This is a genomic window from Micromonospora sp. NPDC127501 (assembly GCF_040302185.1).
Classification (GTDB): domain Bacteria; phylum Actinomycetota; class Actinomycetes; order Mycobacteriales; family Micromonosporaceae; genus Micromonospora.
In genome coordinates this window covers 510684-526994 of sequence record NZ_JBEORJ010000005.1, presented here as the reverse complement: position 1 = coordinate 526994, position 16311 = coordinate 510684, and the positions used below count along the sequence as shown (strand labels likewise).

The window sequence follows — 16311 nt, the reverse complement described above, 5'->3', positions numbered from 1 at the left end:
GCCGCCCCCCCGCCGTGCGGGGGCGGGGGGCCCCACCCCTATCAGCCCCCGGGCCGCGCCGGCCGCGCGCCGCCCCCCCCGGCGGCCGCACCCGACGATCAGTGGTCGTGGTTGTGCTCCGCCTCGTTGGCGGCGCGCAGGGCGTCGAGGGTGATCCCGTTGCCGGCCGAGTCCTTGATCGTGATCTTCTCCATGACGGCCGCGAGCGCCTTGCCGCGCCGCACGTCGCCGAAGACCGCGGCGGCCGCGCCGGAGCGCACCAGCTGGTCGTAGTACTGCTGCGGGGCCATCCCGGCGCGCTGCGCCCGGTGCACGATCTCGTGCCCGAACTCGTCGTCGGAGACCTGTACGTCCTCGGCGTCGGCGAGCGTGTCCAGCAGGAGCTGGACCTTGACGCCCTCGGTCGCCGCCTCGGTCAGCTCGGCGTCGATCTGCTCCTCGGTCTTGTCCTCGGCCGCGAGGTACTCCTCCATCGAGGCGCCGATCCGCTCCAGCTGGTCGACCATCGCCTGCTTGCGGCTCTCGACCTCCTCGCGGACGACACCCTCCGGGGCCGGGATCTCGGCGGCCTCGACGAGCTGGGCCAGGGCCTTGTCCCGAGCGGCGTAGATCTGCTCGACCTGCTTGCCCTGGGTGACCCGGTTCCGCAGGTCGCCCCGCAGCTCCTCGATCGTGTCGAACTCGCTCGCCATCTGGGCGAACTCGTCGTTCAGCTCCGGCAGCTCCTTCTCCTTGACCGTGCGCACGGTCACCGCCACCTCGGCGTCCCGACCGGCGAAGTCGCCGCCGACCAGCTGGGTGGTGAAGGTGGTGTCGTCGCCGGCGGCGAGGCCGACCACGGCCTCGTCCAGGCCCGGCAGGAGCTGCTTGCTGCCCACCTCGTGGGAGATGTTGCTCGCCTGGCCGCCCGGCACGTCCTCGCCGTCGACGGTGGCGTTCAGGTCGATCTGGACGTAGTCGCCCTCGGCGGCGGCCCGCTCGACGGTCTTGAGGGTCGCGAAACGCTCGCGCAGGTTCTTCACCTGCTCGTCGATCTCGCTCTCGTCGATCTGCAGCTCGTCGACGGTCACCTCGATGGTGCTCGCGTCCGGGATGGTGATCTCCGGGCGGACGTCGACCTCGGCCGTGAAGTTCAGCGAGTCACCGTCGTTGAATTCGGTGATCTCGACCTCCGGGCGCCCCAGCGTCTTCAGGTCGTGCTCGCGCACCGCGGCGAGGATGTTCTCCGGGATGGCCTCCTGGACCGCCTCGTTGAGGACGGTGCCCCGGCCCACCCGCTGGTCGATCACCGCGGTCGGCACCTTGCCCCGGCGGAAGCCCGGAACCTGGACCTGCGAACCGATCTCCCGGTACGCCTTCTTGAGGCTCGGCTCGAGCTCGACGAACGGCACCTCGATGGCGAGCCGCACGCGCGTCGGGCTCAGAGTCTCGACGGTGCTCTTCACAGGCGTACTCCTTGACGGATCTCAGTTGAGTCTGGGCGTGATTCAGCCCATCGAGTGTAGGCGAGCCGGCCTGACGCTCCGGCATCGCCCGGGGACCGCACTGGGCGGCACCCGGGGCGGCCCGGCCGCGGACGACAGTCGGGGTGGCGGGATTTGAACCCACGGCCCCTCGCTCCCAAAGCGAGTGCGCTACCAAGCTGCGCCACACCCCGTGGCGACGTGCAGTCTATGCCGTCGCCACGCCTCAGTCGGTGCCGGGGCATCCTCCACCCGGACACATCACCCAAAAATTACCATTCCGCCCCACCCGCGTGCCGCCAAGATCCGCGGGGCGACTCCATGATCCGCACAACTTCACGGATGTAGTGGCTTCCTCACCGAGCGAGGCCGCTACATCCCGGATGTTGTGCGGATCATGGGACGCCGTCGCCACGCCGGGTCGCGGACGACGCGGCACCGCGAGGCGGCGACGCGGTTACGCGTCGGACGTCGACATTGGGTACGCTAGGTGCGCGTCCTGCTTCGGCGGGATGCACGCGGGCGTAGCTCAATGGTAGAGCTTCAGTCTTCCAAACTGACTACGCGAGTTCGATTCTCGTCGCCCGCTCCACGCACGAAGGCCCAGGTAGACCGCATGATCGCGGCACCTGGGCCTTTGCGCCGGTGGCGGCACCTGGACCTACTCGGCGAGGCCGAGTCGCCGTGTCACTTCAGGTGGAACCGTTCGTCGACAGCGAGAGCCGCCAACTGCGGCACGGAGAACGGCAGCTTCGTCAACGCCGGCCGGCTCTCGTCCAGCCGCACGCCCTGCGCCACGAAGACCACGACGCCGTCCGGGTGCCGGTACGCCGACCACTGGTCGAGCCGATCGTCGCTGCCCGGTCGGACCACCACGCCGACCCGCACGGCTCCGACGGTCTCGACCTGGCACTCGCCTCGCATACCCCAGAACTTCTGGGCAAGGTCGCACGGCTCGGTCGGCAGCTGGTTGCCGGCGCCGTGCACCTCGACGATCACGCGACCGGTGCCCTTGCCCTGCGCCACGGCCACCGAGGACAGGTAACTCCACACGTCGACGCCGTCCACCTTGGCCTCGAACTGCGCCTGGTGGGTCCGCATCGTCCGCTCCTCGGCGGACCGGCCCGACGGGTCCTCCGGCGTGGTGTAGCCGGACGGTACGACCGAGACAGCCTCGGTGAGCAGGTGAGCGCCCTGCTCGTACCTGGAGCCGGCCCGCGCGGTCCGGTCCTCCTGCGGTTGCCCGTCCGGCCCGGTCGGCCAGGGCTCCTTGGTGTCCGGAGAAGCCAGTGGCCCCTGGCCCGCCGGCTGGTAGACGTGGCCGTCCGGGGTGGCGACCGCCGCGAAGCCGGTGACCGCCAGCACGACAGCCGCCGATCCGAGGGACGCCCACAGCGCGCGTCGACGAAGGTGCGTCCGCCGTGCCGCGTCGAGCGCGGCTGTCGTACTCAATGGTGGTGGCGGGGTTGTCGCCGCCATCTCGATGCGCAGCCCCTCGCGCAACTCCTGCTCGTTCATCGCTCCCCCATCTCGATCCCGCTGTAGGTGGGTGTCAGGAGGCCGCGCAAGGTGTCGAGCCCCCGTGCCGCCTGGCTCTTCACCGTCCCTGGAGAACACTCCAGCAGCGCCGCGACGTCCTCGATCGACAGGTCCTCCCAGTACCGCAGAACCAGCACGGCCCGCTGACGCGGTGCCACCCGGGCCAGCGCCTGGAGCAGCACCAGTCGGCTCTCCGGCGAGTCGGGCGGGGCCACCTGCTCGGCGTCCTCGCCACCCACCCGTTCACGCCGCCACCAGCCGCGGCGGCGCTCGTCGAGGAAGGTCCGGATCAGGATCTGGCGCACGTAGCTGTCGAGCACCTCGTGCCGGGAGATCCGGTTCCAGACCCGGTAGAGCTTGACGAACGTGGTCTGGACCAGGTCTTCGGCACGGTGCCAGTCGCCGCACAGCAGGTACGCGGTGCCGCGCATGGCACCGGACCGTGCCGCGAAGTACTCGGCGAACGCCTCGTCGCGATCGCTCATTCAGGCCTCCGATCCCTGTTTCGAGTTAGTCACGCGGGGTCTGGCCCAGGGGGTTGCTCGGAATCTCGCGGACATGTCACGGGATCAACGCCAGGAAGGCGCGGAGGACGCCTTGACAGGTGTCGATCTGTGCACTGGTGTAAGGACCACGCACATCGACGTCCGTCACAGGAGGGCACATGATCGTCCGACGACGGTGGACAGCTGCCGCCACCACAGTGATCCTGTTCAGCGCAGTGTTGTCCCATCCGGCTTCCGGAGCGGCCGCACCCGCCGACCCGGCCGCCCCGATCGCTCTGAGCACCACCGAAACCGCAGTGGTCCGAGTCCAGCTCCGCGATCAGGCCCAACTGGACCGGCTCGTCGCCACCGGCGCGGACCTGGCCAACCGGCCTCGGACGCGGGACGGCCGGATCATCGCCGACCTGGTGCTCAGCGGCGCGCAACTCGACGAACTGACCGCGCAGGGCGCAAAGGCCGTGCAGATCGTGCAGCGCGCCGGGGACGGCAACCGGCACTACGCCGACAGCGTCCGCGCGGCTCAGGCCCGCACCGCAGCCGGGCTGCGCGCGCCGGCCGCCGGCCAGCGGTCCACCGCCGCCGCCACTGCCGTGGACACCCTCCAGGTGCAGCAGGCGTACTGGTGGACGACGACCGGACAGACCTTCCTCCAAGCCCAGGTGGCCACCACTGCCACCGACGACCCCGATGTGGAGATCACCGTCACGTGGCGGACGGCGGACGGCGCCACCGGCTCGTTCCCGCTGTTTCGCTTCGAGGACTCCGGTGAGTACCAGTACCACTACGCGCTCCCCCAGCCGGTGCCGAGCCGACCGGTTCAGCTGAGCGCCACCTCCAGCCTCGGCGGGGTCAGCCGGGCGGTCACCCCGAGCCTCTGGCCGAACGCCTCCCCGCCGCCGCTGCCGGCCGGCTACCAGAAGGACTTCATCGACGCGTACCTGACGCCGGTGGACATCCAGGCGCGGATCAAGCGGCTGGCCCGCCAGTACCGGGACCTGGTGGACGTGATCGACCTGCCGAACAAGACCCAGGGATACCGACGCAACGCCGTCGGCTACCTGGGCGACCCGGCGGTGGCCGCCCTGGTGGTGGAGTCGGTCCGCTTCGGCGACCAGAACATGAACGGCGTACAGGTACGGACGGTCGACCCGGGCCGGGCGAACCGGCCACTGACCGTCGGCTACCGCGACCGCGTCCTCACCGTGTCACTGGCCACCGACACCGCGGGCAAGACGGTGAGCACCACCGACGAGGTCGCGGCGGCGATCAACGCCCGCCAGCCGGACCGGTTCCGGGCCACCGTCGAGGACGGTTCGGCCGGGCTGCCGATGCCCGTCGCCGGCCCCACCCGACTCGACGACGGCCTCCAGGGCACCGAGGTGCCGGCGCGGCCGTGGACGGTGCAGGCGCTGCGCCTCGGCGTGCACCGGGACGGATCCCGGGTCGGGGTACTCGCGTACTCCCAGGAACATGCCCGGGAGTGGGCCACCCCGCTGGTGACGCTGGAGTTCGCCGAGCGGATGCTGGCCAACGCCCGGACCGACCCGGCCACCCGTGAGCTGCTGGAGCAGGTCGACATCTTCGTCATCCCGACGGTCAACCCGGACGGCGCGAACTACTCGTTCAACGACTTCAACTTCCAACGCAAGAACCTCGTCAACCACTGCACCGGTGCGGCCCGCGACCCGAAGAACCGCACCTCGTGGGGCGTCGACATCAACCGCAACTACACAGTCGGGTCGTACTTCGACGGCTACGTCGGCGCCAGCGCCAACTGCCTGTCCGGCAACTACGCGGGCACCGCCGAGCTGTCCGAGGCGGAGAGCGGCAACGTGATCGCGCTCGCCCAGGACCACCCGAACATCAAGTTCGCGATGAACGTGCACTCCTACGGCGGGTACTTCATGTGGCCGCCGGGGGCGTACCGGGCCGACGGCAGGGTCACCCTGCCGCGACCGTCGATCGACGAGTCGACGCTGTTCCTCAACAGCGCCCGGCGGATCGTCGGCGCCATCGCCCAGGAGCGCGGCACCGTCACCTGGCCGTCGCAGACCGGGCCGGTCGCCGACGTGCTCTACTCCGCCGCCGGCAACTCGGCCGACCAGCTCTACTACGAGCTGGGCATCTTCGCCTGGGACTTCGAGGTCGGCAACGACCGGTGGAACCCGGCGACCAACCAGTGGGAGGGCGTCGGTTTCCAGCCGCCGTTCGACGAGGCGCACGGCGAATCCCAGGAGTACGCCGGCGGGCTGGTGGAGATGGTCCGGGTGGCCCGCGACTACGCCGCCGCCGAGGCGGCCGCCGGCTGACCCGCGGGTCCCGTACCGCCGCCGGCCGTGACCGGCGGCGGTACGGCCCAGGACGCGCGACCCCCGGTGACGGACGGTAAGCCGATGGTGATCACAGACGTTGACGTGTTTTCATGTCAGCACGCCTGCGCCAACCCGGGACATCGATGACTGAGCAACCCGCACCTGATCACCTCGTTGTGGTCGACGTGTTGACGCAGGGTCTGAGCCACCTGCTACGCGACGAGGATCCGGAACTGGCCCGATGGATCGAGGAACTGGTCGCGACACTGAAGAGTCCCCGGCAGACGACGCTGGCCGGCTGGAACAGCTTCCTCGACCCCGGCGCCGACTCCAGCTGACCCGCTCGGAGTTCACCCGCCTGGCCGACGGTCGGGCTGGCCCGGCTGCCATCCGCGCTCTGCGACGCGCGCAGCGCAACCGCACCATGCTCGTCCTCAAGAGCCTCGCCGCCACCGACGACGCCCTGGCGGCGTCGGCGCACCTGCTCGGCCAGGCCCACCGCCTCGACCCGGCCGCCGCAGACGTGCTGCTCGATCATCCGTGGCTGGCGGTCTGGGCGATCGATCGGGTCCGGCACGGTGCCACCGGCCGACCCGACTACCTTCCGTTCGCGGCGCTCGCGGCGGCCGCCCTCAGCGGTCGGTCGGACGCGGCGGTGCCGGTCACGCCGCGTACGGGCCTGGTGCCCGTGCCCGGCCTCGGCGTGCTGCGCCGACCCGGCGGCAGCACGACGGTGACGCCGGCCGACCTGACCGGGCGCCAGTGGACGCCCACCCGCTGGTGGCGCTTCACCGACCAGTCGCTCACCCTCGACCTCCGCGTCGACGACCTGGACCCCTACCGCGACTGCTTCGGGCTACCGGTCGCCGCCCGGCTCTCCGCACCGCAGGCCGCGGAGCTGGAACGGTCCGTCGGGCACGCCTGGCACCTGCTCGTCGGGTACGCCCCGACGCACGCCGCCGAGGTGGCCGCCGGGATCAGCACCTTCGTACCGTTGGCCGACGGCACCGAGCGCGGGCACAGTGTCACGCACGCCGACGCCTTCGGGGCGTTTGCCGCCGACGCCAACCTCGACCCGGTGGATCTGGCCGTGACGATGGTGCACGAGCTGCAACACAGCAAACTCAACGCTGTCCTCGGTCTGGTCCAGCTGCACGGACCCGCCGACCCCGCGCGGTACTTCGCGCCCTGGCGTCCCGACCCGCGTCCGATCGGCGGGCTGCTGCACGGCACCTACGCGTTCACGGCCGTCGCCGAGGTGTGGGCCGCGCTGCGCGCCCATCCGGAACTGGCGGCCCAGGCCACCGCGCGGTTCGCTGTGGTACGGGCGCAGTTGGAGCGCGCCCTGGTCGAGCTCGGCCGGGCCGGAAGTCTCACCTCGGCCGGGCGGCTCTGGGCAGATCGTCTGGCCGAACGGATCGGCCAGCTTGCCGCCGTGCCGGTCCCGGCGTCCGCCGACGCCGCCGGGCGGCGGGAGGTGGCCGAGGCCGAGCGCGCGCGCCGACCGACGATCACCACCGGATGAACCCACGGCTCGGTACGACCGCCGCCGGTCGGTGAGGCGTCAGGTCAGCCCGACGGTTTCGATGTCGCACTCGATGCGCCGCTGACCCCGCGCGGCGTCCACCTCCGGATGGTCCGGCCCGAACAACGCCTCCAGCGCCGCGGCAGCCTCGTCGAGCAGCTCGCGGCCCCGATCCTCCTCGCCGACCTCGATCAGATCGACCGACGCGTTGACCGCGCAGTAGAGCGTGTACGGGTGCCCCGGCCCACGCAGACGACGCGAGTCCTCGAGGATCGCCTCGGAGAGCACCTGCGCCTGCTCCAACCGGTGCGACCGGACCAGGTTGATCGCCTGCGCGGTGCGCGCGCTCAGCAGGTACGGATGGGTGGGCGGCAACGCCTCGCCCATCGCCTGCAGGGTGGCCGCACCCAACTCCCGCGCCTCGCGGTCGAAGTTGCGAGCCCGCAGGATCACCCCGAGGTTGACCGCAGCGCAGAGCGTGACCGGATGCCGCTCCCCGAAGACGGCTCGGAAGGTGGCGTGCCCCTGGGCGGCCAGGGCGTACGCCTGGGTCGCGTCGCCCGCCGCGCGCATGGCGTTGGCGCAGGTCATGCCCGCCTCCGCGGCCAGGACATGATCGGTCCCGAAGCGGCGGGTCACCAGCCGGTAGTTGGCCGCGCCCTCGGTCACGGCGGCGTCGAGCCGCCCGGTCTTGCGTAGGCAGGCGATGTGGATGCAGGTGGCGCGCAGCACGGTGAGGTGTTCCGCCCCCAGCAGCGACCGCTGCACCGGCAGGGAGCTGTCCAGCAGTTCCAGCGCGTCGGCGTACCGGCCCAGGAGGTAGAGGTCGCGCGCCTGGGCCTCCTGGGCCAGCACCAGTGCATAGGTGCCGTCCTCCGCGGCCGCACCGGCGTGCCGCGCCACTTCGAGGTTGAGCTCGTACGCCCCTTCGAAGTCACCGGTCAGGCGCAGGTTGATCGCCATCGAGTTCATCACCCGCAGCGTGCTCGGATGCCCGTCACCGAGCACACGGCGGTGCACGTCGAGGTTGCGCCGGTCCAGGTCGGCGGCGGCCGCGAAGTCGCCGATCCGCCGCAGGTCCGCGCCGACGCTGTTCGCCGCACCCAGGGTGTACTCGTGTTCCTCACCGAGGCTCGTCCGCATCCGCTCCAGCGCTTCGAGGCCGAACACGGCCGCGCGCGGGTCGGCGAGCAGCCGCAGGGCGTCCGCGTACCGCCGCATCGCCAGCAGGGTCAGCGGATCGCCGCTGCGCTCGCCGTCCGGACCGGGCTGGTCCCAGGCGGCCAGGATCTCCTCCGCGAAGTCCCGACAGCCTTCGAAGTCACCCAGGTTGTAGATGTAGCGCAGCTGGTCCATCGCCGTCCGGCGGGCGTCGAGGTCACCGTGGATCAGACCGGCGACGCGGACGTGTGGCGCGATGTCGGCGTGGCGGGGCCAGGTGCTCCGGTCGTCGGGGAACCCGGGGTTGGCGGCGGCCAGCAACCGGCGGGCGTTCGTCAGTGGGCTGTCGTCGCCCTGCTCGGCGAGCCCTTCCCGGATGACCGCCTGCACCAGTCGGTGCACCTGTACCTGCCGGCTGGCATTGTCCGCCTTCGCGAGCCCGAGCGACGCCAGTTGCCTGATGGCCCGGGCTATGTCGTTGCGCTCCTGGAGGCTGGTGCGCAGCGGTTCGTCCAACCCGGCGCGGCGCCCCTCCCAGAGCAGGCGCATCGGGACCGGGTCGGGGCTGAGGAAGGCGAGGAGCTGGATCAGCTGCGCGGCGGCGGGATTCTGCTCGCGTACCGCGGCGAGGGCCATCGACACCACAGTCAACACGGTGCCCCGGTACTGCCGGGGCTGTCCCTCACCCAGCAGCTCCCGGGCGTGTTCCTTGAGGTCGACGAGGTATTCGTCGACCGACGACAGCATGGTGAGCAGCCAACTGACGGCTTGTTCGAGGGCGAGTGGCAGGTCGCCGAGCTCCGCGGCGAGCCGGCGGGCATCGTCAGGGCTGGTGGCGGGACGCCGCTTGAGCAGCAGTTCCACGCTCTCGGCCCGGGTGAACACGTCGACGTCCAGGGTCAGGGCGCTCGCCGACCAGGCCATGTTCCGCGACGTGACGAGGACGTGGCCGCGTTCGCCGACGAGGTTCGACGAGGGCATGAGCGGAGCCAGCTCGTGCGGGTCGTCGGCGTTGTCGTAGACCAGCAGCCAACTGAGCGAACTCGTCGACAGCGAGTCGAGGACGGTCCGCACGGTCTGCTCCAGGCTGGCGCTCGCGGCCAGGCCGAGCCGCTCACCGAGAGCGGCGATCGAGGTACGCAGCGCACTGAGATCCTCCGCGGCCATCCACCAGATCAGCTGGTAACGGTCCGCGTACCGGTAGGCGAACTCGACAGCGAGCTGGGTCTTGCCGACCCCACCGACACCGCGCAGCGCCGCTTCCGGCAGCACCGAGGCCCGGTGCTGTGACGACAGAAGCTCGTCGAGCGCGACGAGCTGTTTCTCCCGGCCGGTGAAGTACAGGTTGCGCGGTGGGACGCCGCCCCGGATGAGTGTTCGGGATCGCTGGGGCGTCGTCTCCTCGATGATGATCGTCCTGCGCATGTCGGATTCAGGTTCCTCTCCACCGGCCTCGGCCGGTGCCGCCTGGTGCGGGGATCGTAGCGACGTCCAGTGCGCCTTCGCAGCCACGCGCACATCGTCGAGGTCGGCGGTGGTGAGCCGGAGGGCCGCCGCCGCATCCCGCAACCACTGCTCCAACGGCTTGCCGTCCGACTCGAGGCCGGCGTGGACCAGGCCGGCCAGCGCCACGGCGGCCGGGACCTGCCAGTCACCCACCGGTTGCCAGCCGACAGCGTCCACCAGGCCGGGCAGGTCCTCCGGTGACAGCGGATGATCCGCGACCGCCGCGACGGCGCCGGCCAACACGTCGGGCGGGACGTCCGTGAGCAACTGCGCGAGAAGCCAGGAGAGATAGATCTGCTGGGCGGAGGTGACCGCGCTGGCACCCGGGTGGAAGTTGGCGATGACCTGCAACAGCGTCGACATGCCCCGGGGCTCCTGGGCGCAGGCACGCACGATGCGGTAGACGTCGTACCGGACCTCGGAGTGCCGGGGCACCGACAGTCGCTTGCGCAGTTCCCCCTCGACCTCGTCGAGGTAGAGCGAACGGGTGTTCCCGTCATTGATCGAACTCATCGAGAGCAGCGCGTCGCAGATGGCTTGCACCTGGGCGCTCGGCATCCGGGGCGTCGTCACCGATTGTCCTCCGTACCCGTCAGCAGACCGAGGCTCTCGGCAAGGTCACGGAAGGCCCGCAGTGGCGTACTCGCCGGCCCTTCCGTCAACAGCAGGACGCGATAGAGAGCCGCGATCCCGTCCTCGTATTCTAAGCCCGTCCGAATCAGGCCGAACATGTCGAGACCCAATGGCCCGAATGGGTTCACCATCCGACTGATGTGCGATGGCAGCGACTGAATGACCAATTGACGGCTGTCGGGGTGCCGGAGTACCGGGATTTCCTCCAGCAGTCGGGCCAGCGCCATCTTTTGCGCGAATGAGAGCGGCGCGGGTGCCGGCCGGTGCGTCGCCCGGGCGACGGCCGTCGGCGGGCCGGACGGCAGCAGGGCAGGCGGCAACAGGGCACGCCACTGCCCGACGGGCAACATCCAGCCGACCAGCTGCTGGCCGACGCTCGCGCGGGCCAGCACCATGCCCACCACGGCGCCGTCCGGCGCGTACACCCCGGAACCACTGAACCCCCTGTCGATTCCGGCCGTGGCAGAGGAGATCCGGTCGAGTTGACGCCATCCGGTGCCTGCGTCGACCGGACCGACGGCCCGCGCCAGCACCATGACGGACGCGGGGGTGTTGGCCGGAAAACCCACGATCCGCACGTCGAACTCGTCGTCGCCACGATCGGCCAGGGTGGCGGGGGCGGACGGCAGCGGTGTGACGCAGCGTAGGACCGCCAGGTCGCCGTCGCCCGCCGGGCCGACACCCCGGGACCAGGTCACCTCGGCGGCGACCCGGGTGCCGGGGTGGCTAGGTGTGTCGACGAGCATCCCGGGCTGGTCCGCCCCGGTGCCGTCATCGACGACATGCCAGCAGGTCAGCACCAGGTCACTGGTCAACTGGATGCCCGCGCCGACGACCGACGAGGAGTGGCCACCGAGTATCCGCACCCGGCCGGCGAGCGACCGGGTGCCGGTCATCCGCGCTCCGCCAACCACTCGACCAGGAGGGTCGACGGCCGACGGCCGGCACTGCGGTCAGTCATGCGCGGCGTTCTCCTGCGCGCCGGCCCCGTCCTCAGCCGGCGACGACAGCGCGGGGACGGGCGAGGTCCAGATCAACTTGACCTTGAGGTGGCCCTGCGCGCTGGTGCGGGCGACGACGGCGCCAGCCTCCGCGGTGAGGGTGACGCCGATCTCGACCTCCACCTGATCGGGGCGCACCGCCACTCCCCGGACCACGCCCAGCGCCGCGTCGAGCGCGGGCTTGATGTGGGCCAGTGCCATTTCCAGCGTCTGCCGGGCGGGGCGGATCCGGTCGAGCAGACCGACCCTTTCCAGATCGGTGCCGGCGTGTTCCTCGACGAGGAGGACGCCCTGATCAGTCTCGAAACGAAGGAGATCCGCCACGTGACGAATTCTCGCCGAAAGATCGTTCGGAATAGGTGTCAGATCACTGACAGGAGTCATTGCATGCACCCTGCGCGGACACGGGACACATCTGCTTGCCATCACCACTGCGGCCTGTCAGCCTGACGCAATGCAGGACACGGCGACCTTCCAGGATCTGCTCCGCGAAGGCGCCGACGCATCCGTGGACGGTTGGGACTTCTCCTGGTTCGACGGCCGCGCGACAGAACAGCGGCCGTCCTGGGGATATCTGAAACTCATGGCGGCCCAGATGAGGGTGGCCCGCGCCGCGCTCGACATCCAGACCGGCGGCGGCGAGGTGCTTTCCGAGGTGCCAGCATTCCCACCGGTGACCGTGGCCACCGAACACTGGCCGCCCAACCTCCAACTGGCCCGGCGCGCGCTCGAACCGCGCGGCGTGCGGGTGGTCGACGTTGCCGAGGACGCTCCGTTCCCGTTTCCCGACGAGACGTTCGACCTGGTGGTGAGCCGGCATCCCAACGTCGTGCTCTGGGACGAGATCGCACGGGTGCTCACTCCTGGCGGACGGTACCTCGCCCAGCAGATCGGCCCCGGCTCGAACCGGGAGCTGGCCCAGTTCCTCACCGGTCCCCGCGAGATCAGCGACGAACGCAGCCCGGCCCGCGCCGCCGCCGACGCGCGAGCCGCCGGCCTGGTCATCGACGAGCTGCGGCACGAAGCGCTGCCGACCACCTTCAATGACGTGGCAGCGGTGGTGCACTTCCTCCGCAAAGTCATCTGGACGGTGCCGGACTTCAGCGTGGACCGCTACCGGGCCCGCCTCGCCGATCTGCACGACCACATCCGTCGCCACGGTCCGTTCGTGGCCCACGCCCAGCGCATCCTGGTCCGGGCGCACAAGCCCGAGCGCTGACGCGGACGCGCCGTGCCGATGGCCGGATTTCACCCGTTTCCGCCGGGTGGCTGCTGGGTAGGGCCTGTTCATGGACACGAACACCACGGCCCACCTGGTGGGTGGCCCCCGAGACGGCAGCACCCACGAGACCGGCAACGAGGCCCTCGTCGAGGTGGAGATCGACGGCCTGATGCACCGCTACATCAAGACCACCAAGCAGCACGACGATGGCCGACCGCTCTACAACTACGACGGGGCGGTCGCCCCGGACGGCGGCGAGCCCGGCGTCGAGGATCCGGCGGCCCGGGTCGCGTCGCCCCGAGCCGATGCCGAGGGGCACGGCGGCACCCACTGACCGCCGCGCCATCGGGAATACGCAAGCCCACGAAGGAGATACCGGTCGGAGCGGCCGGCCACGGATGAACCGCGGCCGGCCGGGTAAGCAGCGACCTTGCCTGGTGGGGAGACGACCGGGTGCACGGGTGGGCGGTCTCGGACCGGCCCGCCCGTGCACGCCCGGTCAGTTCGAGGAGATCCAGTTCCAGGCCGAGACGACCCACTCGGTCTGCTGGAGCCACGCCACGCCAAGGCCGACGAGGAACACCGCCGTCGCCAGATGGGCACCTCGGGCGCTGCGCCGGACCCGGCCCAGCTGCCGCTCCAGCACCACCCGGCCGACCAGCCGGAACAGGGCGAACAGACCGACCGCCACCAGCAGGCTGAGCACCAGCACCAGCAGCGGGCCGCTCAGGTCACCCTGACCGGACAGCGCCCAGATCCCCCAACACACGAACGCGAAGAGGCCTGCCGCCGCGCTCCATTCACCGCCGCGCCGCAGCTGCGCCATCCGGGCGCTCAATGAGCGGCGGGGCACCGGTTCGCCGGGCCAGCCCGTGCCGGTCGGCTCCTGCTCGACCACCGGGAACGGCTCCGTCCGCGGGGTGCGCGGCTCACCCACCGGAGCGACCCCCCGGCGGAACCCGTCACGCTGCGGCGGCACCCCGACGCCGGCCTGCGGTGGCACCTCCACGGTCCGCTCCGCCCACGGCTGCGTCTGGTCTGCCATCTCGTCCTCCCCCTGATCGACGGCAACAGCACCGCCTTGATTCGAGGGTAGCCAGCCGGCAAATCGGTCGCCGACCCCGGCCGGGACGCGCAGCCCCACGACCGTGCCGGAACGAACCCGGCCAGGGTACGGTCGGCTGATGGGTGACCCCGACCGACGACGGCGACGGCTGCGCCACCACGCCGACACCGAGACGGCCAGACCGGGTGCGGACGGCCCGACGGTCAGCACGCCGGGCGTGCACGACGGCGACGAGCCGCCGCCGCGACGCAGGAGCACGGGCGGCGACGATCGCGACGGCGAGCGGGGGCTGCGCGGGTTGGTCGGTTCCGGCTCGTCCCAGGTGGGGCTGAGCGCCGCGCTACGGGCCCGGGACGCGGCCCGCCCCACCGACGACGACCTGGCCGAGGCGGAAGCCCGGGTGGTGGTCGTCCGGCGAAACTGGGTGCCCCGCGAGGAGCTGCCCCGCTCGCCGCGCTGAGCGCCGCACGGTCAGGGCAGGTCGGGCAGCTTCCGGGTCCGCTCGTACTCGGCCACCTGGGCGATCCGACGAGCGTGCCGCTCGTTGCCGGAGAACGGCGTGTTCAAGAACGCCTCGACGATGCCGGTTGCCTCGTCCAGCGTGTGCTGACGGGCACCGATGGCGACGACGTTCGCGTCGTTGTGCTGGCGGGCCAGCTGAGCGGTCTCGACGCTCCAGGCCAGTGCGGCGCGGACGCCGGCGACCTTGTTCGCGGCGATCTGCTCACCGTTGCCGGAGCCACCGATGACCACTCCGAGGCCCGTCTCGTCGGCCACCACCTGGTCGCCGGTGTGCAGGCAGAACGTGGGGTAGTCGTCGTCCGGGTCGTAGCTGCGCGGGCCGACGTCGACCACGTCGTAGCCCTGCATGGCCAGGTGGTTGGCCAGGTGCACCTTCAACTCGAAACCGGCGTGATCGGATCCCAGGTAGACGCGCATACCGGGCAGTCTGTCAGGCCGCGCTCGGGGACGTCACAGGGGCGGCGTCCCCGAGCCGGGTTCGTCACACGGTCGTGGGGATGGCACTCAACGGGGCAGCTCGGCGACGACCAGGCCGCCGCGCGCCTTCGGGGTGAACCAGGTGCTCTTGCGGGGCATCTTCTCCCTGGCCAGGTTGACCGCGACGAAATCCGCCACGGTCACCGGCGCGATCAGGATGGCCAACTCGGCCCGGCCGGCGTCGACCTCACCGGTGAGCCAGCTCGCCGGGTAGTCACCGCCGACGTAGGTGATCCGCTTGTCACCCGGGTCCAGACCGAGCGCGTCGCGCAGCACCAGCCGCTCGACCAGGGCGTGGTCCAGGTTTTCCAGGCGCGCGGAGGCGGTGGCGGGCAGGCGCACCGCGTACCCCTGGCCGTCGAGGCGCAGGTGCACGGTGCCGCCGGCCGCCGGGACCTCGACCGGGCCGTCGATCGGCTCGACCTCGGCGCCCGCGGCCCGCAACCGGTCGAGCAGCTCGGCCGGGGTGGTGGTCAGCTCGCTGACCAGCCGGTTGTACGGCTGGATGGCCACCGACGCGGGAGTGGTGACCACGGCCAGGAAGCGCGGCAGCCCGCCGGTCTGGGCGGCCAGGCTGCGGTGGTTGCCGTCCGCGACGACCAGGTCCCCGCCACCGGCGAGAGCGGTCAGCGTGGCCTGCTCCGGGCCGGGGCCGAGCAGCCAGATGGCGTGCGTGCGCCCCGCCTGGTCGGTGTCCGTCGCGGCGGGCGCGCCGGCCGTGTCGGTCGCCGCCGCGAGCGCGGCGTGCAGCTCGTCGCCACGCCCGGTCTGAAGCAGGAGTACGGGTGAGAGCAGGTGACCCAGCGCGTCGGCCAGCGCCACCCGCTCGCGCACCTTGGCGATGAAGACGTCCTCGTTGCGGATGACCAGGCCCGGCTCGTCTGCCCGGGTGGAGATCTGGTCGGTGTCCACCATCGCGAACAGCCCGTACGCCGGCTCCTCACCGGGCGCGCTGATCCGGTAGAGCACCACCACCTGCTCGGCGGGGGTGTAACTGCCGTCGGCCTTGGCCTCGGCGAGGCGGGCCACCGCGTCCGGCAGCGCGTCGAGGAACGACTTGCCCAGACTCTGCGGGGCGCGGTGCGGCATCTCGATGCCGAGAGCGCTGTGCGGGTTCGACTCGATGATCGCGGTGATCTCCGCGTCGTCGGCGAACTCGTCGTAGTTTTGCGCACCGGTGCCGCCAGTGGTGACCCAGGCCCGGGTGATCGGATGCACGACCGTCATGCCCACTGACGCTACCGGCGACGGTGTCGCCGCCGACGGGGACCCGCGGGGCGTCCACCAGATGAAAGCGCCCGGTGGGGCCCGGGTGGTCAGCCGGCGCGGTCGGAGGTGCCCCGGCGATGCCTACCCGCGCTCACCGGCCCACCGTTGC

The 16311-nt window shown here is 71.3% G+C and carries 15 protein-coding genes and 2 tRNA genes; 7 read left to right on the top strand and 10 right to left on the bottom strand.

Translation table 11 applies throughout. The annotated features are described in order from the left end of the window. Positions 1 to 98: 98 nt before the first annotated feature. Together tig and ABTW72_RS15175 are read right to left on the bottom strand one after the other, a co-directional pair. Positions 99 to 1445, bottom strand: a complete 1347-nt coding sequence (gene tig / locus ABTW72_RS15180; protein ID WP_091405381.1) for a trigger factor — start codon at positions 1443 to 1445, stop codon at positions 99 to 101. A 138-nt stretch (positions 1446 to 1583) separates the two neighbouring features. Beyond that, positions 1584 to 1657, bottom strand: a tRNA-Pro gene (locus tag ABTW72_RS15175). A gap of 324 nt (positions 1658 to 1981) precedes the next feature. Between ABTW72_RS15175 and ABTW72_RS15170 the strand changes: the two genes are divergently transcribed. Continuing rightward, positions 1982 to 2055: transfer RNA gene (locus ABTW72_RS15170), tRNA-Gly, on the top strand. A 95-nt stretch (positions 2056 to 2150) separates the two neighbouring features. Here the strand turns inward: ABTW72_RS15170 and ABTW72_RS15165 are convergent. Then, the gene (locus ABTW72_RS15165) at positions 2151 to 2981 is read right to left on the bottom strand and encodes a hypothetical protein (RefSeq protein WP_350858870.1); all 831 of its coding nucleotides are present in this window, start codon (positions 2979 to 2981) and stop codon (positions 2151 to 2153) included. Next, positions 2978 to 3487: a SigE family RNA polymerase sigma factor gene (locus tag ABTW72_RS15160; RefSeq protein WP_091405391.1), complete on the bottom strand. Its 510-nt coding sequence runs from the start codon at positions 3485 to 3487 to the stop codon at positions 2978 to 2980. The genes ABTW72_RS15165 and ABTW72_RS15160 overlap by 4 nt, the downstream gene beginning before the upstream one ends. Positions 3488 to 3666: 179 nt before the next feature. Here ABTW72_RS15160 and ABTW72_RS15155 point away from each other — a divergent pair, with 179 nt between their 5' ends. The 3 genes from ABTW72_RS15155 (at position 3667) to ABTW72_RS15145 (ending at position 7345) form a co-directional block, all read left to right on the top strand. Then, on the top strand, positions 3667 to 5817 hold the full coding sequence (locus ABTW72_RS15155; RefSeq protein ID WP_350858868.1) for a M14 family zinc carboxypeptidase: 2151 nt from the start codon (positions 3667 to 3669) through the stop codon (positions 5815 to 5817). A 146-nt stretch (positions 5818 to 5963) separates the two neighbouring features. Beyond that, on the top strand, positions 5964 to 6158 hold the full coding sequence (locus ABTW72_RS15150; protein WP_146765853.1) for a hypothetical protein: 195 nt from the start codon (positions 5964 to 5966) through the stop codon (positions 6156 to 6158). 86 nt (positions 6159 to 6244) lie between these two features. Continuing rightward, entirely contained in the window at positions 6245 to 7345 is a 1101-nt protein-coding gene (locus ABTW72_RS15145) for an aKG-HExxH-type peptide beta-hydroxylase (RefSeq protein ID WP_350858865.1), read from the top strand. A gap of 39 nt (positions 7346 to 7384) precedes the next feature. Here ABTW72_RS15145 and fxsT read toward each other — a convergent pair whose 3' ends face one another. Genes fxsT through ABTW72_RS15130 form a run of 3 tightly spaced genes read right to left on the bottom strand, consistent with a single transcriptional unit; the run spans position 7385 to position 12030 of the window. Then, entirely contained in the window at positions 7385 to 10585 is a 3201-nt protein-coding gene (fxsT, locus tag ABTW72_RS15140; protein WP_350858863.1) for an FxSxx-COOH system tetratricopeptide repeat protein, read from the bottom strand. Beyond that, positions 10582 to 11541 carry a trypsin-like peptidase domain-containing protein gene (locus tag ABTW72_RS15135; protein ID WP_350858860.1) on the bottom strand — a complete coding sequence of 320 codons (960 nt, stop codon included), beginning with the start codon at positions 11539 to 11541 and terminating at the stop codon, positions 10582 to 10584. Before ABTW72_RS15135 ends, fxsT begins: the two co-directional genes overlap by 4 nt. 57 nt (positions 11542 to 11598) lie before the next feature. Beyond that, the gene (locus tag ABTW72_RS15130) at positions 11599 to 12030 is read right to left on the bottom strand and encodes a CU044_2847 family protein (RefSeq protein WP_350858857.1); all 432 of its coding nucleotides are present in this window, start codon (positions 12028 to 12030) and stop codon (positions 11599 to 11601) included. A 70-nt stretch (positions 12031 to 12100) separates the two neighbouring features. Here ABTW72_RS15130 and ABTW72_RS15125 point away from each other — a divergent pair, with 70 nt between their 5' ends. Next, complete coding sequence (locus tag ABTW72_RS15125) at positions 12101 to 12865, top strand: class I SAM-dependent methyltransferase (RefSeq protein WP_350858854.1); 765 nt, start codon at positions 12101 to 12103, stop codon at positions 12863 to 12865. Positions 12866 to 12935: 70 nt separating this feature from the next. Next, positions 12936 to 13202, top strand: coding sequence for a hypothetical protein (locus ABTW72_RS15120; RefSeq protein ID WP_091405397.1), 267 nt, complete (start codon positions 12936 to 12938; stop codon positions 13200 to 13202). A gap of 165 nt (positions 13203 to 13367) precedes the next feature. Here ABTW72_RS15120 and ABTW72_RS15115 read toward each other — a convergent pair whose 3' ends face one another. Continuing rightward, positions 13368 to 13913 carry a hypothetical protein gene (locus tag ABTW72_RS15115; RefSeq protein WP_350858851.1) on the bottom strand — a complete coding sequence of 182 codons (546 nt, stop codon included), beginning with the start codon at positions 13911 to 13913 and terminating at the stop codon, positions 13368 to 13370. A 139-nt stretch (positions 13914 to 14052) separates the two neighbouring features. Between ABTW72_RS15115 and ABTW72_RS15110 the strand changes: the two genes are divergently transcribed. Then, a complete protein-coding gene (locus tag ABTW72_RS15110; RefSeq protein ID WP_350858848.1) occupies positions 14053 to 14394 on the top strand; it encodes a hypothetical protein in 342 nt (113 codons plus the stop codon). An 11-nt stretch (positions 14395 to 14405) separates the two neighbouring features. On the opposite strand, the gene ABTW72_RS15105 is transcribed toward ABTW72_RS15110, so the two are convergent. Both ABTW72_RS15105 and ABTW72_RS15100 read right to left on the bottom strand, forming a co-directional pair. Then, a complete protein-coding gene (locus ABTW72_RS15105) occupies positions 14406 to 14873 on the bottom strand; it encodes a ribose-5-phosphate isomerase (RefSeq protein ID WP_350858845.1) in 468 nt (155 codons plus the stop codon). A gap of 87 nt (positions 14874 to 14960) precedes the next feature. Then, the gene (locus ABTW72_RS15100) at positions 14961 to 16160 is read right to left on the bottom strand and encodes a DUF1015 family protein (protein ID WP_091405411.1); all 1200 of its coding nucleotides are present in this window, start codon (positions 16158 to 16160) and stop codon (positions 14961 to 14963) included. Positions 16161 to 16311 lie beyond the last annotated feature (151 nt).